This is a genomic window from Ruegeria sp. YTSA072 (assembly GCF_059610285.1).
Genome location: NZ_JBXWNI010000012.1, coordinates 28,301 through 52,413 on the forward strand (window position 1 = coordinate 28,301; position 24,113 = coordinate 52,413).

The 24,113-nt window shown below is 58.9% G+C and carries 19 protein-coding genes; 7 read left to right on the forward strand and 12 right to left on the reverse strand.

The genetic code is table 11. From position 1 onward, the window contains the following. Positions 1-21: 21 nt before the first annotated feature. Complete coding sequence (locus tag AC2FIB_RS17595) at positions 22-1,686, forward strand: hypothetical protein (RefSeq protein ID WP_496733447.1); 1,665 nt, start codon at positions 22-24, stop codon at positions 1,684-1,686. Continuing rightward, positions 1,683-2,339 carry an SH3 domain-containing protein gene (locus AC2FIB_RS17600; protein WP_496733448.1) on the forward strand — a complete coding sequence of 219 codons (657 nt, stop codon included), beginning with the start codon at positions 1,683-1,685 and terminating at the stop codon, positions 2,337-2,339. Before AC2FIB_RS17595 ends, AC2FIB_RS17600 begins: the two co-directional genes overlap by 4 nt. Here AC2FIB_RS17600 and mfd read toward each other — a convergent pair. Together mfd and AC2FIB_RS17610 are read right to left on the reverse strand one after the other, a co-directional pair. Beyond that, the gene (gene mfd, locus AC2FIB_RS17605) at positions 2,336-5,794 is read right to left on the reverse strand and encodes a transcription-repair coupling factor (protein WP_496733450.1); all 3,459 of its coding nucleotides are present in this window, start codon (positions 5,792-5,794) and stop codon (positions 2,336-2,338) included. The genes AC2FIB_RS17600 and mfd overlap by 4 nt on opposite strands. 19 nt (positions 5,795-5,813) lie before the next feature. Continuing rightward, complete coding sequence (locus tag AC2FIB_RS17610; RefSeq protein WP_496733451.1) at positions 5,814-6,341, reverse strand: component of SufBCD complex; 528 nt, start codon at positions 6,339-6,341, stop codon at positions 5,814-5,816. Between the two features lie 118 nt (positions 6,342-6,459). On the opposite strand from AC2FIB_RS17610, the gene hemB reads away from it, so the two are divergent. The 4 genes from hemB (at position 6,460) to AC2FIB_RS17630 (ending at position 11,311) form a co-directional block, all read left to right on the forward strand. Continuing rightward, complete coding sequence (hemB, locus tag AC2FIB_RS17615) at positions 6,460-7,458, forward strand: porphobilinogen synthase (RefSeq protein ID WP_496733453.1); 999 nt, start codon at positions 6,460-6,462, stop codon at positions 7,456-7,458. Between the two features lie 142 nt (positions 7,459-7,600). Further along, entirely contained in the window at positions 7,601-8,173 is a 573-nt protein-coding gene (locus AC2FIB_RS17620) for a lipid-binding SYLF domain-containing protein (protein WP_058271789.1), read from the forward strand. A gap of 171 nt (positions 8,174-8,344) precedes the next feature. Continuing rightward, positions 8,345-10,807: a penicillin acylase family protein gene (locus tag AC2FIB_RS17625; protein ID WP_496733455.1), complete on the forward strand. Its 2,463-nt coding sequence runs from the start codon at positions 8,345-8,347 to the stop codon at positions 10,805-10,807. A gap of 108 nt (positions 10,808-10,915) precedes the next feature. Beyond that, positions 10,916-11,311 carry an SgcJ/EcaC family oxidoreductase gene (locus tag AC2FIB_RS17630; protein WP_496733457.1) on the forward strand — a complete coding sequence of 132 codons (396 nt, stop codon included), beginning with the start codon at positions 10,916-10,918 and terminating at the stop codon, positions 11,309-11,311. 12 nt (positions 11,312-11,323) lie between these two features. Here AC2FIB_RS17630 and AC2FIB_RS17635 read toward each other — a convergent pair whose 3' ends face one another. The 5 genes from AC2FIB_RS17635 to trkA form a co-directional block, all read right to left on the reverse strand. Continuing rightward, on the reverse strand, positions 11,324-11,608 hold the full coding sequence (locus AC2FIB_RS17635) for a putative quinol monooxygenase (RefSeq protein ID WP_496733459.1): 285 nt from the start codon (positions 11,606-11,608) through the stop codon (positions 11,324-11,326). 18 nt (positions 11,609-11,626) lie between these two features. Next, positions 11,627-12,898 carry a GTPase HflX gene (gene hflX, locus AC2FIB_RS17640; RefSeq protein WP_108858469.1) on the reverse strand — a complete coding sequence of 424 codons (1,272 nt, stop codon included), beginning with the start codon at positions 12,896-12,898 and terminating at the stop codon, positions 11,627-11,629. Then, positions 12,898-13,137 carry an RNA chaperone Hfq gene (gene hfq / locus AC2FIB_RS17645; protein WP_005982826.1) on the reverse strand — a complete coding sequence of 80 codons (240 nt, stop codon included), beginning with the start codon at positions 13,135-13,137 and terminating at the stop codon, positions 12,898-12,900. The genes hflX and hfq overlap by 1 nt, the downstream gene beginning before the upstream one ends. A 126-nt stretch (positions 13,138-13,263) precedes the next feature. Further along, on the reverse strand, positions 13,264-14,802 hold the full coding sequence (locus AC2FIB_RS17650) for a TrkH family potassium uptake protein (protein ID WP_496733461.1): 1,539 nt from the start codon (positions 14,800-14,802) through the stop codon (positions 13,264-13,266). After that, positions 14,802-16,178, reverse strand: a complete 1,377-nt coding sequence (gene trkA, locus AC2FIB_RS17655; protein ID WP_108858467.1) for a Trk system potassium transporter TrkA — start codon at positions 16,176-16,178, stop codon at positions 14,802-14,804. Before trkA ends, AC2FIB_RS17650 begins: the two co-directional genes overlap by 1 nt. Before the next feature lie 96 nt (positions 16,179-16,274). Between trkA and AC2FIB_RS17660 the strand changes: the two genes are divergently transcribed. Then, positions 16,275-16,757 carry a hypothetical protein gene (locus tag AC2FIB_RS17660; protein ID WP_496733463.1) on the forward strand — a complete coding sequence of 161 codons (483 nt, stop codon included), beginning with the start codon at positions 16,275-16,277 and terminating at the stop codon, positions 16,755-16,757. A gap of 12 nt (positions 16,758-16,769) precedes the next feature. Here AC2FIB_RS17660 and ntrX read toward each other — a convergent pair whose 3' ends face one another. The 5 genes from ntrX to dusB all read right to left on the reverse strand — a co-directional run bounded on the left by ntrX (position 16,770) and on the right by dusB (position 24,014). Continuing rightward, positions 16,770-18,179, reverse strand: a complete 1,410-nt coding sequence (gene ntrX, locus AC2FIB_RS17665; protein WP_282118298.1) for a nitrogen assimilation response regulator NtrX — start codon at positions 18,177-18,179, stop codon at positions 16,770-16,772. Then, positions 18,176-20,464 (reverse strand): sensor histidine kinase NtrY-like, encoded by a 2,289-nt coding sequence (locus tag AC2FIB_RS17670; protein WP_496733464.1) that lies wholly within the window; start codon positions 20,462-20,464, stop codon positions 18,176-18,178. Before AC2FIB_RS17670 ends, ntrX begins: the two co-directional genes overlap by 4 nt. A gap of 99 nt (positions 20,465-20,563) precedes the next feature. After that, entirely contained in the window at positions 20,564-21,931 is a 1,368-nt protein-coding gene (locus AC2FIB_RS17675; protein WP_496733466.1) for a response regulator, read from the reverse strand. Between the two features lie 38 nt (positions 21,932-21,969). Continuing rightward, the gene (locus tag AC2FIB_RS17680) at positions 21,970-23,034 is read right to left on the reverse strand and encodes a two-component system sensor histidine kinase NtrB (RefSeq protein WP_496733467.1); all 1,065 of its coding nucleotides are present in this window, start codon (positions 23,032-23,034) and stop codon (positions 21,970-21,972) included. Then, positions 23,031-24,014 (reverse strand): tRNA dihydrouridine synthase DusB, encoded by a 984-nt coding sequence (dusB, locus tag AC2FIB_RS17685; RefSeq protein ID WP_496842527.1) that lies wholly within the window; start codon positions 24,012-24,014, stop codon positions 23,031-23,033. Before dusB ends, AC2FIB_RS17680 begins: the two co-directional genes overlap by 4 nt. Positions 24,015-24,113 lie beyond the last annotated feature (99 nt).

Consider the following 24,113-nt stretch of genomic DNA (forward strand, 5'->3'; position numbering starts at 1 on the left):
CAATATGAGTGGAGTTTTTCAGTGAGCGACTATTACGATCTTGGCGCATATTCCTGTCCGATAACGACGGCTTCAACAGACGCACAGCTCTGGTTCGACCGGGGGCTGAATTGGACCTACGGCTATAACCACGACGAAGCGGTTGTGTGCTTTCAGCGCGCGCTTGAATTTGACCCTGACTGCGCGATGGCTCACTGGGGCGTGGCTTATGCCGCGGGCCCGAATTACAACCTGCCTTGGAACCTGCTGGATGACCGCGGGCGACGAAAAGCGCTGGCGCTGGCCTACGATGCCACGCAGAAAGCCGAGGCTTTGGCCGAAGGGTGCAGCCCGACGGAACAGGCGCTGATCCGCGCCCTGCCCGCGCGGTATCCACAGCGCGATCCCGTCGACGACATGCATAGCTGGGACCACGATTTCGCCGGCGCGATGCGGGCGGCCTTTGGTGTATTGCCTGATCACCTTGATCTGCGAACCATCTACGTCGAAGCGCTGCTCAACCTGACCCCCTGGCAGATGTGGGACCTGAAAAGCGGCAAGCCCGCTGACGGCGCTGCGACGCTGGAGGCGCAAAAAGCCCTGGAAGACGCGATGGCAGACGATCCGGCGGCGATGTCGCATCCGGGTCTACTGCACCTCTATGTTCATCTGATGGAGATGTCGCCGACACCAGAAAAGGCTCTGAAGGCTGGCGACGTGTTGCGCACATTGGTCCCGGATGCGGGGCATTTGGTGCATATGCCCACCCATATCGACGTGTTGTGCGGGCACTATCAGAACGTCGTTCACTGGAATGAAAAGGCGACCGAGGCTGACTTGAAGTATTATGAGCGCGAAGGCGCGTTCAATATCTACACAGGCTATCGCCAGCACGACTATCATTTTGCCATCTACGGCGCGCTGTTTCTTGGTCAAATGGAACCCGCGCTGCGTGCCAATCAAGGCATCTGGGACACCACCCCTGAAGAGATGCTACGCACCGAAAGCCCGCCCATGGCGGACTTCTTCGAAAGCTACATGTCGATGGGTCCGCATATCCTGATCCGATTTGGCCGGTGGGAAGAAGCAAAGAACCTACCGCTGCCCGGCGACCAGGATCTCTACCGCACTGTCACCGCGACTACCCATTACGCGCGCGCACTCGCTTATGCGGCCACAGGTGAGGTGCCCGAGGCAGAGGCCGAAGAGCAACTGTTCCTTGCCGCCAAGGATCGAGTGCCGGAAACTCGCCTGCTGCACAACAACCGCGTGATCGACTTGCTGGACATCGCCCGCGAAATGCTGCGCGGAGAGATTGAGTATCGCAAAGGCAACTATGACGCCGCATTCGCCCATCTGAGGCGCGCGGTCGAACTGGACGACACGCTGCCCTACGACGAGCCATGGGGATGGATGCAACCCGCGCGCCACGCGCTTGGTGCGTTGTTGTACGAACAGGGCCACGTGGCCGAGGCCGAAGCAGTGTATCGCGAAGATCTTGGGCTTGGCGGCACTCTGAGCCGCGCCTCAATCCACCCCGACAATGTCTGGAGTTTGAAGGGCCTGCATGATTGTCTGAAAGCACGCGGTGAGACAGTTGAGATCAAATTGATCAAACAACGTCTTGATCTAGCGCTTGCCCGCGCTGACCGGGCCGTCGGGGCCTCGTGTTTTTGCGCGCAGGCCGCGATGAGGGCCGCAGAATGATCCGCGCATTTCTATTGTCACTGTTAATCTGCGGCCCGGCCCTGGCTGACCGTCAGACCTTTCCGCCGGTCGATGAAGCAGAACGCGATCCTACCCTCGTAGCCTTTCGGGATAGTTTGCTGGCGAGCGTGGCCGTGCGGGATACCGAGGCCGTGATCGCAGCCGCTTGCCCGGACATCTACCTCAGCCATGGCGGAAATGGCGGACCCGGGGAATTCCTTGACTACCTCGCCCCAGAAACCAGCGACTCTCAAGAAGATCAGATCCGCCAAGCCTATTGGAGCGATCTGGAAACCACCCTGTCCCAACCGGGCTATTTCGACGACGAGGGCGAGTTTTGGATGCCGCATCAATGGCAGATCACTTTGCCTGCCTCATTGGACCCTTACGTGGCCTACTTTGTGACCGGTGAGGACGTGACTCTTCGGCAAGCTGCCGAGCCGGGCTCCCCAGCGCTGAGCCTCATCAGCTACGAGATCGTCATCGTCCCGAACTATCGCGACGGTGCCGACTATCAACCGGTGATGCTGACCGACGGCACGCGGGGATTCATGCACGGCGACTTTCTCTGGCCCATGACAGGCCACCGCGCCGCATTCGTAAAATCCGACGCGGGCGAATGGCAATTGTGCACTTTCGTCAGCGGAGACTAGGCTTTCGCCTTTTTCTTCTTCGCCGCCATGACCTTTTCCGCCAGGTCGCGGGCGATGGCGAATGCGCCTTTGATCTTGTCGCTGTCCTTCTTCCAATCACGTCTGACGACGATCTTGTTGTCCTTGACCTTGGCCAAACCGCGCTGGTTCTGAATGAACTCTACCAAACCCTCCGGCGAGGCGAACTTGTCGTTGTGGAACTGGATTGTCGCACCCTTCGGCCCGCCATCCAGCTTGGCGATCCCTGCCCGCTTGCACATCGCCTTGATACGCACGACCAGCATCAGGGTGTTTACCTCTTTCGGCAGCGTGCCGAACCGGTCAATCAGTTCTGCGGCAAAGCCTTCCAATTCGACCTTGGTCGAAAGCGATGACAAGCGACGATAAAGCCCCAAACGCACATCCAGATCGGGCACGTAATCTTCGGGGATCAGAACCGGCACGCCCAGATTGATCTGTGGCGCCCATTGGTCGTCGGCTTCAGACAGCCCCTCCATCTCGCCTGCTTTGATCTTGGCAATCGCCTCTTCCAGCATCGATTGATAGAGCTCATAGCCGACGTCGCGCATCTGGCCGGATTGTTCCTCACCCAGCAAGTTGCCCGCACCCCGAATATCGAGATCCTGCGAAGCCAGCGTGAACCCGGCCCCCAGAGTATCCAGCGAGCCCAGAACCCGCAGGCGCTTTTCGGCTGTCGCCGTCAGTTTCTGACGCGGCTTGGTGGTCAGGTACGCATAGGCACGGGTTTTAGACCGCCCTACCCGACCACGGATCTGATAAAGCTGCGCCAGCCCGAACATGTCCGCCCGGTGCACGACCATCGTGTTCGCGGTGGGAATATCAAGCCCGCTTTCGACAATCGTCGTCGCCAACAACACGTCGTATTTTCCGTCATAAAAGGCGTTCATACGATCATCGAGTTCGCCCGCCGCCATTTGCCCATGTGCCACCATATAAGTCAGTTCGGGCAGCTGTTCTTTCAGGAACTCCTCGATCTCTGGCAGGTCGGAGATACGGGGAACAACGTAAAAGCTCTGCCCGCCACGATAGTGTTCGCGCAGCAGCGCCTCGCGGACAGTGACCGCGTCGAATTCGCTGACATAGGTACGAATGGCCAGACGGTCGATCGGCGGTGTGCCAATGATCGACAGATCGCGCACCCCGGTCAGTGACAGTTGCAGTGTCCGTGGGATCGGTGTGGCGGTCAGGGTCAGAACGTGAATGTCGCTGCGCAGCTGCTTAAGTCGTTCCTTGTGACCGACGCCAAAATGCTGTTCTTCGTCGATGATCAACAGGCCCAGATTGTTGAACCGGATACCCTTGGCCAGCAACGCATGGGTGCCGATCACGATGTCGACGGTCCCGCGCGCCATACCATCACGGGTCTGCTGTGCATCTTTCGCGGACACAAAGCGCGATAGCTGCCGCACCTCCAACGGAAAGCCCCGGAACCGTTCCTTGAAACTGGCCGCGTGCTGACGCGCCAGCAATGTGGTCGGTGCGATCACGGCCACCTGAACACCGGACATCGCGGCGACAAAGGCCGCGCGCATGGCAACCTCGGTTTTGCCAAAGCCCACGTCACCACAGATCAACCGATCCATCGGCGCGCCGGAATGCATGTCCTCCATCACCTCGGAAATCGCGCGCAACTGATCATCGGTTTCCTGATATGGAAAGCGCGCGCTGAACTCCTCCCACGCGTGGGGCGGCGGATCCATGACCGGAGCTTTGCGCAAAGCGCGTTCCGCAGCGATACGGATCAGCTTGTCCGCCATCTCGCGGATGCGTTCTTTCAGCTTGGCTTTCTTAGCCTGCCAAGCGCCGCCACCCAAGCGGTCCAGCAGACCTTCGTCATGACCGTATTTCGACAGCAGCTCGATGTTCTCAACCGGCAGATACAGCTTGGACTGTTCGGCATATTCCAGCAGCAGGCATTCATGCGCAGCACCGGCCGCCGTGACCACTTCCATCCCTATGTATCGCCCGATCCCGTGGTCGACATGCACCACCAGATCGCCCGGGCTAAGCGATTGGGTTTCGGTCAGGAAATTCTCGGCCTTGCGGCGCTTCTTGGGCTGGCGGATGAGGCGGTCACCCAGCACGTCCTGTTCGGCGATCACGGTCAGACCGGGCGTTTCAAACCCGTGCTCAAGCGCCCAGACAGCCAGATGCAATCCGCGTTTGCCAATCCGGGTGCCATTGGTGACAGGGACGGCTTCGGCCAGGCCTTCATCTTCGATCAAGCCTGTTAGACGCTCTCGCGCCCCTTCAGAATACGACGCAATCAAGACGGGCCCCTTGGCCATCTTGTCGGTGATATGGCTTGCCAAAGCACCAAACAGGCTAATGTTTTCCTGCTGCCGCTCTGGTGCGAAATTGCGGCCAATCCGCCCGCCTGCATCAATCACACCGGGACCGCTGGCCTGAGGCAGCGGGCTGAACTGCATCACCCGCCGGTCCCCGACCGCCTGCTCCCACGCGGCATCGTCCAGATAGAGCAATCCGGGAGGTGTAGGCTTATACACCGTATCCATGCGCGAACGGTTTTCCAGCGCCAGACGCCGCGTTTCATACTGATCGGCTATTGTATCCCAGCGGGCAAGCCGCGTGGGTGTCACCTGATCATCCACAGTGATCGTCGCATCCGGCAGATAATCAAACAGGGTTTCCAGCTTTTCGTGGAAGAACGGCAGCCAGTGTTCGATGCCCTGATGCTTGCGGCCCGCGCTGATCGCCTCATACAGCGGATCATCGGTGCCCGCCGCGCCAAATTCGATGCGATAGTTTTGGCGGAACCGCGTGATGGCGGCGTCGTCCAGAATGACCTCGGAAACCGGAGCCAATTCGACAACATCCAGCTTTTCGGTCGTGCGTTGCGAAACCGGATCGAACCGGCGCGCGCCGTCCAGCACGTCTCCGAACAGATCCAAACGTACGGGACCGGATTCGCCCGGGGGAAAAATGTCGATGATACCGCCGCGAACGGCATAGTCGCCCGGCTCCATCACTGTCGGACTTTGCGTGAACCCCATGCGTACAAGGAAGTTCCGCAGCGCCGTTTCGTCGACGCGATGGTTCACGCGGGCCGTAAAAGCAGCCTCGCGCAGCGCATCACGCGCAGGCACCCGCTGGGTCGCGGCATTCAGCGTGGTCAGCAGGACAAACCGATCCGGCATCTGATGAACCAGTGCCGCCAAAGTCGCCACACGGGCCGCCGCTATGTCGGCGTTGGGCGATACCCGGTCATATGGCAGACAATCCCACCCCGGAAACACAAAGACCGGCATATCGGGGGCAAAGAAAGCCAGTGCGGCGCGCATCGCCTCCATCCGTTTGTCATCACGCGCGACATGACAGGCCGGCCCGCCAACGCGCGCGATTTCATTCAGAACAAGCTGCGCGTCAAACCCTTCAGGAGCGCCACCAACCGTCACATGGTTCGGAGCCGTCATCGCCTTGCCTTTCTGATTTTCATCCCCCGAGAACACCGATCGAGACGTTCTGGTACATACCCCAAAGTGAAGTAATGACAATTGAGATCATGCCAATGATCTGGGTGTAAATCCGGCAGCGCACAAGGATCTTCGATATGCTTTCGAGCACCGGCTCGATGCGCTGCAACTTGCGTGCGGCGCGAATGTTGATCAGGGTCACCAAACTCACAGGGAACAGCAACAAAAACAGGGCCTGTGCAAATTCGACGCCATAGTAGAAACCCAGCATCGCAAGCCCGGTAAAAAAGAAACAGCTCAAGGCAAGAATAACCAGGCCTGACATATCAACGATGTACAGCATCCTGTTACGGTTGATCCTTACGATATCCAGCAGGTCCTGCTCGGACTGACCGCCAACACGACGGGCACGCACAAGCAGATCGTAGGGAACCCCCATCGCCCAGTGGCTGGCCGACGACCAGAGCACCGCCAACACAATCCAGTACCACAGATTCGAAAAGCTGCGCATGTCAATGAGTTCGAAAATCGAAGAGTGCAAATCCACGCATCAGCCCTTTGTTCATTGTCCTTGGGCGTTCTTCGCGCAGGCGCGTCCAATGTTACCCTTGAGACCATCGGGAATTCATGCCACCCAATGCACGAATATTCAAGGAGAGCGCGACATGAAACCGACCATCGCCCCCTACCCCCTTACGCGATTTCGCCGGGCACGCCAATCCGACGCCATTCGTGGCTTGGTGCGGGAAAACGCGCTGACGACGGACGATCTGATCTGGCCGGTTTTCGTGCGCGATGGTGAAGGCATTGAAGAACCCGTACCTTCGATGCCCGGCGTTGTGCGGCGCTCGGTCGATCTGATCGCCAAGGCTGCAGTCGAGGCACAGGCTATGGGCATCCCGGCGATCTGCATCTTTCCCTATACTGATCCCAGCCTGAAAACCGAAGATTGCGCCGAGGCGTGGAACCCAGACAACCTGTCGAACCGGGCCATTCGGGCGATCAAATCTGCGGCTCCAGATATCGCCGTGATGACCGACGTGGCGCTGGACCCCTATAACATCAATGGCCATGACGGCTATGTCGTTGATGGCGAGATCGTGAACGATCAGACCGTCGAGGCGCTGGTCAAAATGACACTGGCGCAGGCTGAAGCCGGGGCCGACATCATTGGTCCCTCAGACATGATGGATGGCCGCATCGGCGCAATGCGCCGCGCGCTTGAGGCTGCCGGGCACCACAACGTGATGATCCTCAGCTATGCAGCCAAATATGCCAGCGCATTCTACGGCCCCTTCCGCGATGCAGTAGGCGCGTCCGGTGCGCTGACCGGAGACAAGAAGACCTACCAGATGGACCCGGCCAATTCGAACGAGGCGCTGCGCCTGATCGAACGTGACCTGACAGAAGGCGCAGACATGGTGATGATCAAGCCAGGCATGCCCTATCTGGATATCTGTCGCCGCGTGAAAGACACGTTTGGCGCGCCAACCTATGCCTATCAGGTGTCCGGTGAATACGCGATGGTACAGGCGGCGGCGCAGAACGGCTGGATTGATGGTGAGAAAGTCATGCTGGAAAGCCTGCTGGCCTTCAAGCGCGCAGGCTGCGATGGAATCCTGACCTACTTTGCACCGCAGGTCGCACGCATCCTTCAGGGCTAAAACCCCGGACGGTCGCGACTTTTCGCCGATTGTGAACGCTGTTGGACCAGCTTTCCCGTGACACACGGACGCAATCGGCGTATTCTTGCACACAAGATCGGGAACACCCGACACTTCAGGCAGTTTATACAGAGAAAAAAACATGAGCAGTTCCAACTCTCCCCGACTAAACCGTCGTGGCTTTGCGCTTGGCATGGCCGGTCTTACGCTGACAGCAGCATGCGGAAATGGTGTAGGTAATTCCAATGCGGCCCAGATCGACGCCCGTGTGAACGTGACGCTGAACGAAATGTTCAGCAAGTACCCCAACACCGTCGAGATCGCCAACAAAGCCGACGGCATGCTGGTGATGCCCCTGATCACCGAGGCCGGGTTCATCTTTGGCGGTGCCTATGGCCAGGGCGCGCTGCGCATTAACGGTGCAACGGTCGACTACTACTCGGCCCTATCCGGCAGTGCTGGTCTGCAGATCGGCGCGCAACAATATGCGCATGTCCTGTTCTTCATGACGCAGGACGCGCTGGATGACTTCCGCCGTTCCAGCGGTTGGACCGCAGGGGCGGATATCGGCTATGTCGTCGACGCCACCGGCGACTCGCTCTCGACCGACACAACCCAATTGCGCAAGCCAGTATTGGCCGCCGTTTTCGGACAGGCTGGTCTGAAATTCGGCGCGACTGTCGAAGGCACCAAGTACACGCGCATCATCCCCTGATACCGAATACCACCCCCCTTTGCCACGGACCCCGCCACATGTTCAAAACCATGTGGCGGGGTTTTTCATCTCAACATGTTAACTCAACGTTCGCGCGGCGTTCCTCTTTCGGTTGCCCAGTCCTTCCAGTAGGGTTCAGCCAATAATTTCTTATGGGGATATGGGGCGTTCATGGGTCTTGTCTTTCGCTGGCTGGTTCGGATTGCTACGGGCCTGATCCTGTTGGCCGTTGCGGCTGTGGGTCTTGTCTACTTCCTGGCCAGCCAGTCCCTGCCGGATTATGACCAGACCGTCGAAGTCAGCGGGCTGCGTGCGCCGGTCGAGATCGTGCGTGACACCGCCAATGTTCCGCATATTCTGGCCGAAAGCGACCCTGACGTATTCTTTGGCCTGGGCTATGCCCATGCGCAGGATCGCCTGTGGCAGATGACCGTGATGCGACGCACTGCGCAGGGCCGTTTATCCGAAGTGTTCGGCAAGCGCACTGCCCCTATCGACAAGCTCTTGCGCCGTTTTGACCTTTACAGTCTTGCCCACCGCTCGGTCGAGGTGCAGGACGATTACACCAAAGCTGCGCTGCGCGCTTATTCTGCGGGCGTCAATGCCCGGCTGGATGAGATCAATGAGAACGCATTGGGACGCGGCGCGCCCGAGATGTTCCTTTTCAACGCATCTGTATCGCCGTGGCAGCCCGGCGACAGCATTGCGATCATCAAACTGATGAGCCTGCAACTGTCTGGCCATTTGAAAGATGAGGTCCTGCGCGCCCGCACATCCCTAATGCTGAACGATCCAAAGCGGCTGGCCGATATCCTGCCAGACGTACCGGGCGCGGGTATTGCGGCGCTGCCGGAATATGCGTCTTTGTTCCCAGAACTGCCGCGCTATGCCGAAGGCACGCCAATGCCCGACACGCCGCTGTCACCATTCCCTAAACGCGGCTTGGCCGGGGCGTCGAACGCGTGGTCGGCCGCGCCCTCGCGTTCCGCGATCGGAGGCACCCTGCTGGCCAATGACCCCCATCTGGGTCTGACCGCACCGGGCATTTGGTACCTGGCACGGCTTGAGCTTGCCAAAGGCGGTGTTATCGGCGCGACCATTCCGGGCGTTCCGGCGATCATGACGGGCCGCAGTGATAGGTTGGGCTGGGGTCTGACGTCGTCTTACCTGGACGATCAGGATGTTCACATCGAACAGCTGAACCCTGAAAACCCAGAAGAGTACCTGTCGCCTGATGGTTTCAAACGGTTCCGCTCTCGCCCCTCGATCATCGAGATCAAAGACGAAGCCCCCATCACCCTGACTCTGCGCTGGACCGACAACGGACCCGTCTTGCCCGGCAGCCATTACGATCTGGAAACGATCACGCCGCCCGGACACGTCGCGTCGTTGTCATGGACCGCGCTCAGCCCGCGCGACACGTCGATGACGGCTTCGATGGCATTAATGAATTCGGGCAGTGTGCGCGAAGCCATCGACGTGGCCGAACTGTTCATTGCGCCGTCGCAAAACCTGTCGCTGGTCGACAAGGACACGATCGGCATGAAGCTGATCGGCGCAATGCCTGACCGAGATCTTCGCAACCAAAGCCGCGGCCGTATCCCAACGCCCGGTTGGTTGGCCGAGAACCTGTGGCAAGGCCGCTTGCCTTATGCAAACAACCCCGAATTCGTGACGCCAGCAGGCGGGATTTTGGGCAATACAAACAACAAGATCATCGACCGCCCCTTTCCCAACCACGTCTCATACGAATGGGGTGACACCCAAAGGGTGCACCGTTGGGAACGCCTGATGCAATCGCGCGAGGTTCACACCCGCGACAGCTTTATCGAAGCGCAACTTGATACCGTCAGCTTTACCGCCCGTTCACTTCTGCCGCTAATCGGCGCCGATCTTTGGTTTACCGGAGCCTCTGCGCCCGAGGGCACACCGGAACGCCAGCGTCAGGTCGCGCTGGCCCTGCTGGCCGAGTGGAACGGTGAGATGAACGAGCACCTGCCTGAACCGCTGATCTATGCCGCATGGTTGCGCGCGCTGCAAATCCGGCTGATCTCGGACGAGCTGGGGCCGCTGGCGGCCGAATACAAACATGTTGAGCCGCTGTTCATCGAACGGGTGTACCGCGATATCGACGGCGCGTCGGTCTGGTGCGACGTGCGTCAGAGCGCACCCGTGGAAACCTGTACCGACATGGCACGACTGGCGCTGGACGATGCGCTGATCTGGATCAGCGAGAAATACGGTGGTTCGCTGGAATCCCTGCGCTGGGGAGACGCCCATCAGGCCACGCATGACCACCCGGTTCTGGGCACGGTTCCCGTTCTGCGGTTCTTCGTCAACATCCGCCAATCCACTAGCGGCGGCGACAACACTCTGCTGCGCGGGCGGACATCGGGCGAAGGGCCCAACCCTTTCCAAAACGTCCACGGTGCGGGATATCGCGGTGTCTATGATTTTGCCGATCCCAACAGTTCGGTCTTTATCACGGCCACAGGTCAGTCGGGGCATTTCCTGTCGCGCTACTACGACGACCAGGCCCAGCTTTGGCGGCGAGGTGAGTATATCCCCATGTCACTGGACATGGATCTGGCCCGCGCGGCAGCGGTCGGCGTAACCAACCTGACCCCGCGCTGATTTCACTGCTTCGGCAGGACCTTGCCCCTTTTGCAAGCTGCCGTGGACGCGCGCAGGTGTTTTCGCCTACGATCTGCAAGCCGACAATTCGGGACCTTGGGGGTACAGATGGCCAGTTTTCGGGATATGTTGAACAATCTCGCACGCGATTACGCAATCGCGTGGAGCTCGGGCGACCCAAATGCGGTTGCCAGCTTTTTTGCACCCGACGGGCAGATCACGATCAACCGGGGTGAACCAATTGTCGGCCGTGCCGCCGTCGCAGAAATGGCGCGCGGATTCTACGCCGACTTCCCGGATCTGGAAGTGCGCTGCGACATGCTGCGATGGGCCGGATCACACGCGATTTTTGTCTGGACGCTGGAAGGCCATCACTCCGAGACCGGCAACCACGTCGTCACGCGTGGTTGGGAAGAATGGGAATTGACCGCTGACAACAAGGTGCAAACGTCGCTGGGTTGGTTCGATGCTGACGACTATCAGCGCCAGATAGACGGGCAGTAGCGGACGCCCCGCCTAAACGCGCGTGATCTGGTAGTCGCGCGGAATGCCTTCTGTCACCTTGAACCAAGTCGAGGCTTTGGTTCGCGCCTGATGGGCGTCAAAGGCCGCTTGGTTTTCAAAAATTTCGTGTACGTTGAACCGACCGGGAATATCCGCGTCTTCTGTAACGTCGAATGTGATGCAACCCGGTTCGGCCCGAGTCAGGGCGATGTGGTCCGGCAACGCCTCACGCACCTGTGTGACACGGTCGGCAGGCACCGAAATATGACCACGCAGAACCACCTTAATTTTTGCCATCGTGACCTCGCTTGTCGATCAAAGCGCGGCGAACTGCGCCGCTTGCTTGTCGGTCCACAATACGGTGATCTGAAATCCGTCATCCGTCTGCTCTTCGGATTGAACAACGTCCTGACGGAACAGCCACGCACGCTTGTTGCCTTCGGCAAATGCCAGCGTCAGAACTGTCTCGTGCCGAACCCCTTGCAAATTAACCGCGATCTCGGCCAGCAATGGTTCGATGCCTTCGCCCGTCACGGCGGAAATGGCAAAGATCGACGGGTCGCGGTCGGCCCGGGCAAACGTGGCCTCGCGCTCATCTTCGTTCAACAGGTCGATTTTGTTCCAGACCTCAAGCCGGGGCCGTTCGTCATCAACGCCCAACGAGGTCAAAATGGTCTCGACATCCCGGGCTTGTGCCTCGGTGTCTTCATGGCTGATGTCGCGCACATGCACGACGATATCTGCGCCCAGAACCTCTTCAAGTGTGGCGCGGAAGGCCGCGACCAGTTCGGTCGGCAAGTTCGAAATGAACCCCACCGTGTCCGACAGAATCACCTCGGGACCATCGGGCAGTTCAACCCGCCGCATGGTCGGATCCAGCGTGGCAAACAGCATGTCCTTCGCCATTACCTCGGCCCCGGTGAGGCGATTGAACAAAGTTGATTTACCGGCGTTCGTATAGCCCACCAACGCCACAATCGGATATGGCACCTTGGCCCGAGCAGCTCGGTGCAAGGTCCGGGTCTTGATCACCTTCTGCAATTGACGGCGCAGGCGCACAAGCTGATCGTCGATGGCCCTTCGGTCAGCCTCGATCTGGGTCTCACCGGGACCACCGACAAACCCCAATCCACCCCGCTGACGTTCAAGGTGGGTCCAGGCGCGAACCAGACGCGTACGCTGATAGCTGAGCGCGGCCATCTCGACCTGCAGAACACCTTCACGGGTACGGGCGCGGTCGCTGAAAATCTCCAAAATCAACCCGGTCCGGTCGAGGATCTTGACCTTCCACGCTTTTTCCAGATTGCGCTGCTGAACCGGGGTAACCGGCCCGTCGATCAGAACCAGCTCGACCTCGGCGTCATGAAACCGTTCGCCCAGCTCCTCGATCTTGCCGGTCCCGAACAACAGCCCCGGCTGGGCACGTGGCAGACGCACAATATCGGACCCGATCACATCCAGATCGGGCAAAGCGGCAGCCAGTGCCACCGCCTCTTCCAACGCCGGTCCAGGGACACGGCGCTGTTCATCTGATTTGATTTCCGGATGCAGCACCCAAGCCCGGGTGCGCGTCCTGTCGTGTTCCATCAAGAGGCGTCTTCGCCCTCATACAGGTTGATCGGCTGTGACGGCATGATCGTTGAAATTGCGTGTTTGTAGACCAGCTGCGACTGTCCGTCGCGGCGCAACAATACGCAGAAATTGTCGAACCAGGTGATGACACCCTGCAATTTCACACCGTTGATCAGGAAAATTGTGACCGGGACCTTTGCTTTCCGTACATTATTCAGGAACGCGTCCTGCAGATTCTGTCTGTCCGAAGCCATATTATTATAATCTCGCCATTGTTCTTGCTACGCGCTGCGGACCAACGCGCTCCCTCTGGCAGAGTATGGAGTGTCGTTAACCGATATTCCAGATGAAAAATAAGGTGTCGGCAAAGGTGAGGATTCTTAGTCTCGCCAGAGGGTTGGCGTAATCAGCGCAATGATCGCCAAAGTTTCCAATCGCCCGATCACCATCGCCGCACACATGGTCAGCTTTGCGCCCCAGGGCAAATCGACCAGACGGATGGGAACATCGGTGGCCAGTTCGATCAGCGGCCCGGTGGTGCTGAGTGCCGCAACGCTGAGGACCATCGCCTGTTCAAACCCCGACCCCATCGCGGCCAGCAGCAGATTGAACAGTGCTGCGGTCAAGGCGAACATCATCAGGAAGATCCAGGCGATAAAGGCCCCGTCGCTTTGAATGCGACGGTTACCGCCGCCAATGCCACTAACGGATGAGGGATAGATCAACCGATCAATCTCGCGCGCGCCATTGAGGTACAGGGCAAAGACCCGCAGCAGTTTGACCCCGCCCGCCGTTGTGGCCACCCCCCCTCCGATCAGGGCGAGACCCATCAGGATCAGCCCGGGGGTGCCAAGGCCGGACAATTGCTGGGCATCATTCCAGTTTGCGCTTTCGAAACCGGCTGTGGTCAGGAAAGACAACGCCGTAAAGATCATACCCCAGATCACGCTGAGTGCCTGAAGCGGTTCCAGCTGATTGCCGATTTCCAGAACGCCGGCCCAGACGCGCGCGAACAACAGTGCCGCGACGACACCCACAATCATCAAGCCAATCCGGAATTCGGGGTCTTGGTCCAGCCGGGAATAGCCTGTGGTCGCCGTATCGGTCGAAAACGTCAGCCGCGACAAGGCGAAGAACAAGAACAGAAACAGGATCGCTTCGCCTGTTATTCCGGCCTGCGCCCCCTCCAGCCCGCCGACCGGAGATATCCCCGACGTGGCCATGGTTGACATGGCGTGACACACGGCAGTCAGGCCGTTTTCGCCGGCGATCAGTAGCAGGATCCATATGGTTGCGGTCAGACCGGTATAGACTGGTGTCAAGGTCCGGGTCACACGGATCAGACGGCCGCGGGGGTCGACCTCTTCGCTTTGTGCGACGCCCGACACCGGACGGCCAGGCTGGCCACGTGCTGTAATCTCGAACCCACCCAACGACAAGGGCGCCAGAATCGCAGCCGCGGCAATCCACATCAGCAAGCCACCCAACCAGCCGACCAAAGCACGCCACAGGTGCAGCGGTGCAGTCAGGCGATCCGGGTCCGGAAACAGGTCCGCACCGGTGGTGGTCACAGCGCTGACCATATCAAAATACGCGTTCAGAAAAGTGGTGGTGCCCAAGGCATCATGCAGCGGAATCGCCAGAAAAAGCGGCAGAACGGTAAAACACCCCAGCAACACGGCCAGTTGCCCCAGCGTCCCACGTCGCGGCACCCGGTTTGATGCTGCCACAGCGATCGTGGATACCACGAACAGCCCCAGAAGACCGGAATAGAAAAACGATCGCGACGTGTCGTGATCATCCAAGGCCAGTGCGTAAATCGCCGGAACCCACATCGACAGCGCCGCGATTCCCCAGATCAACAGAAACAGCGGCAGCCGCTGTATCAAAGTGATCTGTTGTCTCCGAGCGCGCGCCATCAGAAGAAATCAATTGAAACCTGCATCAGGCGCTCGACCTCGGGCACGTCCTTGGCCATCGCAAAGATTGCCACCACGTCCTTTTCGTCGATCCGCAGGCTGCCGGTCGGGCGCAAAAGCTCATCGCCTTTTCGGACGGCGCCTACCAGAACACCTTCGGGAAAATCGATATCCCGCAGCTTCTGCCCTGCCATGGGTGAAGTCGACAGCACCTCGGCCTCGATCACTTCTGCCTCGGCATCCCCGATAGAATAGACCTGCCGCACACGACCGTGGCGAATATGGCGCAGGATCGAGCTGACTGTGGTTGCACGCGGGTTAATGTAAGCGTCGATCCCCAGCGGCCCCATCAAGGCCACCATGCTGGGATCATTGATCAAGGCAATTGCCAAGGCACAACCTTCGGCCTTGGCCCGCACCGCAGCCAGCATGTTGGCACGGTCGTCATCGGTGACTGCCAGCATCGCGTCGGCGCGTTCGATCCCGGCCTCGCGCAACAAGGCGGCATCCAGCCCGTCGCCATTCAGGACAATCGTTCGTTCCAGTGTTTCGGCGGCTATTTCAGCGCTTTGGCGATCACGCTCGATCACCTTGGCGCGTACCCGGCTTTCTCGCTCTTCCAACGTCCGGGCCACTTCCAACCCGACATTGCCGCCGCCAACGATCACGACGCGGTCCTGTTTCTTTTGGGCCTTGCCAAAAACCTCCATCGTGCGGTCCACGTCTTTGACATTGGTAAAGACATAGCATTCGTCGCCGACAAACAGCTGATCTTCGGATTCAGGCGCAAACAGCGTGCCATCGCGCCGAACACCAACGACAATTGAGCTGAGGGTCGAAAACAGGTCCGTGAGCTGCCGCAAGGGGGTGTTCACGATGGGGCAATCTTCGTCGATGCGAATGCCCAGCAGCTGCGCCTGCCCATCCATGAACATTTCAGTATCAAAGGCGGACGGGGCCGAAAGGCGGCGCATGGCAGCGGCTGCGACTTCGCGTTCCGGGCTGATCACGACGTCGATGGGCAAGTGGTCACGACGGAACAGATCCGAATGGATCGCCTGCAAATACGATTTCGCCCGCAACCGCGCGATCTTGCGCTGGATGGAAAAGATCGAATGCGCCATCTGACAGGTGACCATATTCACTTCGTCTGAATGGGTCGCTGCGATGATCATATCGGCATCCCGTGCGCCTGCCCGTTCCAGCACGTCAGGATAGCTGGCAAATCCGGCAATCCCCTGAACATCCAGCGTTTCCGTCGCCCGGCGCACCAGATCGGGATTGTTGTCCACCACCGTTACGTCATTCAGTTCGCCCGACAAGTGACGTGCGATCTGCCAGCCGACCTGACCGGCACCGCATATGATGACCTTCATGTTTCTGGCCCTTCTGCCTGAAATCCTTGAATGACAGATGCCCCTATAGTGGTCAATTGAATTGTCATTCTGACAAAGCTGGGGCAAGATAACCCTATGAAATCAGTGCTTCACTTACTAATTCCGCTGACTGTCCTGTCCGCTTGCAGCGGCCCACTTTCGCTGTATTACCGCGAAGGTGAAAGCGTGTCGCGCACGCAGTCCGAGACCACGCAATGTCAGGTCAAGGCGGTAAATGACGTTCCCGTCGCCAATCAGGTGCGGCAAAGCCCGCCCACATACTGGCCGGGACGTACTTATTGCGACAACCGGGGACACTGCTATCGTTCGCCTGGTTGGTGGGAGCCCGGGCGCGTTTATACGGTCGACGTGAATGCCGGTCTGCGCAATCAGGTCGAGGCCCAATGCATGGCCAAAAAAGGCTTTCGTCCGATCAGCCTGCCACCCTGCAAACAGAGTGTTAAATCACAGGTTCCACCTGCGCGCACAACGAAGCTGCCGCCGCTGGGAACCCAATCCTGCTATGTGAAGTTCGACGATGGCTCGTTTCAGATCATCAACCCGGGACAGGCAGGGTAATGTCCCGGCGGATTATTCCGCCGGTTCCGGTTCGTCGATTTGCGCCACCCGTGCCCCGGATTTGTTCGAGGTCACAACACCAAGCGATTTGAGCTTGCGGTGCAGCGCGCTGCGCTCCATGCCAACAAAGCTGGCGGTTCGGCTGATATTGCCACCGAAACGGTTGATCTGGGTCAACAGGTACTCACGCTCGAACGCCTCGCGCGCTTCGCGCAGCGGCAGGGTTGCCAGTGCACCAGACAAAACCACGCGACCCGAGTCGTCGGTTTTCTCTTCTTCGGTTGGCAATTCGCGGGCTTCGATTGGACCTGTTCCATCGCCCAGGATCAGGACACGCTCGATCAGGTTCTTCAGCTGCCGAACATTGCCGGGCCAGGTCATGGTTTGCAACAATGCCACCGCCTCTTCCGAGATCTCGCGAATTGGCAAGCCTTGGGATTCGTTGCACATTTCAATGAAATGCTGTGCCAGAACCGGAATATCCTCGCGCCGGTCCTCCATCGAAGGCACGGCGATCGGAACGACGTTCAGGCGGTGATACAGCTCTTCGCGGAACCGGTCAGCTTCGATTTCAGCATCAAGATCGCGATTTGTCGACGAGATGACCCTCAGGTCCACTCGTACCTTGTCAGACCCGCCTACCCGCTGGAATTGCTGGTCGACCAGGACCCGTAGAATCTTAGATTGCGTACCCAAGGGCATGTCCGCCACTTCGTCAAAATAGATCACTCCGCCATGGGCCTCTTCCAACAAGCCGGATTCGATCCCGCGTTCCGATGACTCGCGCCCGAATAGCACCTCTTCGACGCGTTCAGGCTCAATCCCTGCGCAGTTAACGGTGACGAAAGGAGCGTTGGCGCGGTTGGAATGGGCGTGGATGTAACGCGCGGCAATCTCTTTGCCCGACCCAGCTGGCCCGCTCAACATCACGCGGCCGTTCGACTTGGTGACCTTGTCCAGCTGGCTCTGCATTGCCCGGAACGAGGCTGATTTGCCGATCATGTCCGAGTTGGTGACCTCACGCCGCTTGAGCGAGGCATTCTCGCGGCGCAAGCGCGAGGTCTCCATGGCGCGGCGGATCACGACCATCAACTGATCAATGTTAAAGGGCTTTTCGATAAAATCGTAAGCGCCCTGCTTGATGGCCGCCACAGCAATCTCGATGTTGCCGTGACCGGAAATGATCACCACCGGCACATCAGGGTTGTCGCGTTTAACCGACTTCAGGATATCGATCCCGTCCATGCGGCTGTCTTTCAGCCAGATATCAAGGATCAACAGTCCCGGTGGCTCGGAATTGATCGACGACATACACTCATCCGAGTTTGCCGCCAGCCGGGTTGAATAGCCTTCGTCCTCCAGAATGTCGGACACCAGTTCGCGAATATCGCGTTCGTCATCTACGATCAGAATGTCGCTCATCTTTGGCCTGCTTTCAGTTTGTTAGTATGAATTGCCTGCTTTTGTGGCGCTCCAGTCTGGGAAATTTTGCCCCCCGGCAAACGGATCACGGCCATCGCACCGAAATGGTCCTGTCCGTCGAATACGGGCGCGTCTTCCAAAGTCAGCGCTCCGCCATGTTCTTCTATGATCTTCTTGACTATGGGCAGGCCCAGACCCGTGCCCTCGTCGCGTGTAGTGACATAGGGTTCAAACAACCGCGCCCGATCTTCGGGCAGCCCTATGCCATTGTCCGCTATTGTAATGACCGTCCCCGCATCATCGTTGGAAATGTCCACTTCGATCTGTGGCTTCAAATTTTCTGGCGGACCTTTTTTCTTAAGTGTTTCGATGGCCTCTCCCGCGTTCTTTATCAAATTTGTCAACGCCTGGTTCAACATCGTCGCGTCCACATCCGCCAGGATGGGCTTTTCCGGCAGGGTCGCGTCGATCTGCACATCCGGCTGTCCGGCTTGCTGCAACAGAACAGCTTCGCGCACCAAGCCGACGACGTCTTCCTCATGCCGATCGGGTTCAGGCATCCGCGCGAATTTTGAGAACTCGTCCACGATCCGCCGCAGATCGTTGGTTTGCCGAACGATCACATCGGTCATGGATACAAGGCTGTCACAATCCTCTTCGTCCAGTTTGCGCGAGAATTTGCGCTTGATCCGTTCCGCGCTGAGCTGGATGGGCGTCAACGGGTTCTTGATCTCATGAGCAATACGGCGGGCCACATCGCCCCAGGCCGCCATACGCTGTGCGCTGACCAGATCGGTCACATCATCGAAGGCCACCACGTAGCCCTCCAGCCCTCCATCCTCGCCGCGCCGGATCGCCATTCGCACCAGCAAGTTTTCCAACCGCCCCTTACGCGTGACCTTAACCTCACCCTGCACGGCCTCTTGACCGCTGCCTTTCAGATTTTCGAATAAGGGAAGGAATTCGGGGACCGCGATTCCGATGGCCAATTGTTCTTCACCGCGCGACCAATCCAGAAGACGCTCGGCTGAACGGTTCACGAATGTGACGCATCCATCCGAATCGACGCCGACCACACCGGACGTCACCGAGCTCAGTACAGAATCGAACAGGCGGCGGCGGCGCTCAATTTGACGCGTGTTTTCCAACAACGTTTCTCGCTGCCCTTTAAGTTGCCGCGTCATCTGATTGAAATAACGACCTAACATGGCGATTTCGTCATCGCTGGCCTCTTCGATGACCTGAACGCTCAGATCCCCGGCGCCGACCCTTTGTGCGGCTGTAGTCAGACGGCCAACCGGGCGCGACAGGCGTTCAGCGAACCACATCCCCAACGACATCGCGGCAAGGATCAAGATGACCGCAAAGCCTAGGTACAGGAGCCCGAACTCAAAAAGAACCCGGCCCCTTTCACTTTCAAGCTGTTGGTAGAACTGAACCGTTTCCTTGGTGTCATCCAGCAATTTCAGCAGTTCGCCATCCACCTCTCGGCTAACATAGAGATACCGGTCCAGATAAGCCTGCAACGGCGCCAGCGCGCGGAACTCGTTGTTTTGCCAATCTGCAATGATCAGAAGGCCGCTGTCGGTTGCTTCAACCATCTGCTCCGGTGTCGGTGGTTCATAGTTGAACAAGTAGGACCGGTCGCCACGGGATTTAATTTCTCCACTGCCATCAATGACATAGGCCTCGCGCAAGCCCCGCTGAATCTGCGATTGTCCCTGTGCCAGAACCTCGCGCAGTTCTGCGTCCGAGATGTAGAAGTCCAGCGTTCGCGCATTGTCGAGGAATCGGGAAAGAACGATAGCGTCCTGTGTCAGGCCGCTGCGGTGTTCAAGCTCATAGGCCTCGGCCGCCGACAGGGATGATCCGACAACCTGACGGACCCGATCCGAAAACCATCCCTCAAGCCCGATATTCACCGTAAGGCCGGCAAAGATCGCGACGGTCACTGTCGGCACCAGCGCCAGCAAGGTGAACGCACCGATCAGCCGCAGGTGCAGACGAGACCCGGCAGATTTTGCCCGGCGTGCAGCGATCAGGCTGAACACCTGCCCCAGAACAAGTGCTGCAACGACCAGCACATAGACCAGATCCGCCAGCAGAATCAGCCGCAGCGTGGGCGCTGCCGAACCTAAATCAAACGGACCGATGACCAGATACGTGGCCAACGCCAGAATTGGCCCCAGAAGGACCAGCCCCAAGGTGCTAAAATTGCGCAGCTTTCGGGATTTCCGCCACCGATCAATCGATAGGATCAGCCCGCTCTGTGCTCGGGTTGCCACCGTCTGCCCTCATCCTGATGTGCCGCTTACGCGGCGTACCGCCATATCTCGTGGTCGTTGCCGGGCTTGTACCCGGATGCCACGCTTTGTGTGGCGATATTACATCAGTTTGCGTCGGCGTGTCACCTGAATATCGAGATCGGTGATTTTTTTGCGCAGCGTATTCCTGTTGATCCCTAGCAAATCCGCACATTTCGCCTGATTTCCGCCGGTTGCGTCCAGTGCCTGCTCGATCAAGGGGCCCTCAACCTCGCGCAGGATGCGCTGATACAGGCCCGGAGGTGGCAACAAATTGCCGTGCAGATCGAAATAGCGACGCAAATGACGGGCCACAGAGGCCGAGAGTTTCTCCCTTTCGCCGTCACCAAGAATCGGTTCCGCTTCGGGCTGACTGCCCAAAACCATCTCAACCTCGGCTTTCGATATTTCTTCGACCCGGCTGGTCAGGCTTAAACGTCGGATCGCGTTTTCCAACTGTCGTACATTACCGGGCCAGGAATACCTTCGGACCAGTTCTACGGCCTCGGAGCTGAGCCAGCGCTTTGTTCCATTCTCCCGTTCTTCGCGGGCAAGGAAGTGATCAACCAGCAGGGTGATATCGTCCACCCGCTCGCGCAGCGCTGGCACGTGGATCGTCGCACCGCACAGTCGATAATACAGATCCTGACGCACCCGCCCGCTTTCCATCGCTTCGGTCAGGTCCGATTGGCTGGTCGCCATAAAACGCGGAAGATGATCGCCGGGCGTGTCCATCATCCGGACAATACGTGCCTGGACCTCATCTTCGATATCAGCGATCTCGTCGATCAACAGGGTGCCGCCCCGTACCCTGGCCATAATGCGCGCAGGTCCCTCGAGGTCACGCAGATCACCAGCGGTCGCAGTGACGAAGGGCAGCGTGCGCCGGTCCGAAAAATCATGAATAGCTCGCGCTATCAAGGACTTGCCGGTGCCACTTTCACCGGAAATCATGACAGAAAGATCGGTATTCATCACACGTGCCACAAGGCGATACAGCGCCTGCATCCCCGGAGTGCGCCCGACCAGCGGCAGCTCCTCAGGACAGTCTTCGGCAGGTACGACCGCATCCGCCTGCACGCGTTGCTTTTGCTCCAAGGCCCGTGCGGTCCGCTTCATCAGGTCTGGCAGATCAAAGGGTTTGGGCAGATAGTCATATGCATCCGCCTCGGCCGCTTGAATGGCGGTCATAATCGTGTTCTGCGCCGAGATCACGATGACCGGCAGCCCCGGACGATCCTGCGCGATCTTGGGCAACATCTCCAGCCCGTTGCCATCCGGCATAACCACGTCCGAGATTACAACGTCTCCTTTGCCCTCGCCGACCCAGCGCATCAGGGTGGTCAGCGAGGATGTCGCATGAACCTTGCACCCGGCCCGCGTCAGGGCCTGAGTCAGTACGGTTCGGATTGTGCGATCGTCATCTGCGACCAGTACTGTGCCATCCATCAGGTGCTCTCCTTACTATCTCTGCCCGGTTGTCCATCTCAGGTCCCGTCGCGCGGCGCGCGTCTGAGGGACAGGCGGAATACGGTGTGTCCCGGAACCGACTCAGCCAAGATCCAGCCGTCGTGGTCCGAGATGATTTTACTGACCAGCGCCAGCCCAAGACCGGTGCCGTTTTCCCTGCCCGACACAAACGGATCGAAAATGTCGCTGCGGATCTTGTCCGGCAGCCCCGGGCCGTCATCGATGATTTCGATCTGCAGGGGCAAAGAATGCCCCGAACCGTCGCTGCGGCGCAGGCGGAAGGAATGTTCGAAATACGTCCGCAGGCGGATTGTCCCGCCTTTGGGGGACGCCTCGGATGCATTCTTGAGCAGGTTCAGTACGACCTGCAAAAGTTGATCCGGGTCTCCATAGGCCAGCGGCAGCGAGGGGTCGTAATCCTCGATAATCGTCATATGCGCGCCAAAACCTAACAGCGCCGAGCGCCGCGCACGGTCCAGAACGTCATGGATATTGACCGGTTTGAAATCTGGCTGGGTCAGGTTTCCAAACTGCTCGACCTGCTCCAAAAGCTTCACTATTCGGCGGCTTTCAGCAACGATAAGATCTGTAAGTTCAAGGTCTTGCTGGCTGATATTCATGCTCAGAAGCTGCGCAGCCCCGGTGATCCCCGCCAATGGGTTCTTGATTTCATGTGCCAGCATTTCCGCCATGCCAATCGCCGATTGCGCCGCAGATTTTACCGTGTTGCCCCGTGTCATCCGCCCCGCCAGTTCGCGTGGGGACATGGTCATGATCATCGACCCCGGATGCCCAAGCAGCGGCGCAATTTGCAAAGCGCATTGCAGCGGCGCCCGATTGCCTGACCCCACATCCACATCGTTCACGAAAAGCGGTGTGCCCTGTTGGCGTGCGCGCAAAAACGCTTCTTCCAGTGGGGCATCCACGGCGATCTGGTCCCAGACCGGGTGACCGATGACTGCATTGCGGGACGCATTCAGGAACCCCTCCCCGGCGGAATTCACATCTGTGATCCGGTCATCGGCATCAATGATGAAAGCCGGAACCGGCAGCGATGCCCAGATGTTCTGGTCCGAGGTCATGCTGCTGCCTCTGCGTCGCCGTGCAGGGCATCGCCCAACAGACGCAGCACCTCGGCTGTATCCCGCGAGGTCAAAACCGCACGGCGCAAGGTTGCCGGGGTCGCGGCCTCATCCATGTACCAGCCAAGATGTTTACGTGCCACGCGCAGCCCCAGATCGGTGCCGTAAAAGTCCAGCATCGCCTCATAATGACCGCGCACCATGTCGATCAGGTCGCCATTAGCGGGGATGACCGGCGCTTGTGCGCCATATAAATCGTGGCACATCTGGGCCAGCAGCCATGGCTTACCCTGTGCCCCGCGTCCAACCATGACGCCATCGGCGCCTGAGTGGTCCAAAGCCGTGCGCGCTGCATCAGTATCTACGATATCCCCGTTCGCGATGACGGGGATCGAGACCGACTCTTTCACCGCACGGATCGCTTGCCAGTCCGCGCGTCCTTTGTAGAACTGGCACCGCGTCCGCCCGTGGATTGTGATCAGTTGGATGCCCGCACCTTGCGCCCGGCGCGCCACATCCGGTGCGTTCAGCAAGTTGTCGTCCCAACCCAGACGAGTTTTCAGAGTGACCGGAATGTCGACAGCCTCGACCACGGCCTCAATCAGCGTCAGCGCGTGATCCGGCGTCTTAAGCAGCGCCGAACCGGAATAGCCATTCGTCACCTTCTTTGCCGGGCAGCCCATATTGATATCGATCACCCGCGCCCCGCGATCGGCCACCTGACGCGCAGCCTCGGCCATCCAATGCGCCTCGCGCCCTGCAAGTTGAACAGCGGTGTTTTCAACGTCAGCAGACAGCTCGGCCCGTTCCCGCACGCCCGGTTTGGCCTGCACCATTTCCTGACTAGCGACCATTTCGCTGACGACCATGCCCGCGCCAAAGCGCATCACCAGATCGCGGAACGGTCGATCGGTGATCCCGGCCATCGGGGCCAGCATGACCGGCGGATTTAAGGTTTTGTCGGCGAGGTGCAGGGTCAACGTGCTTAATCCTTGGGCAGTTGCGTCTTAGATATCGAATTCGGCGCATATGAACAACAAAACGGCAGGAAACAAGCTTGCAAAATCACCACTTGCCTA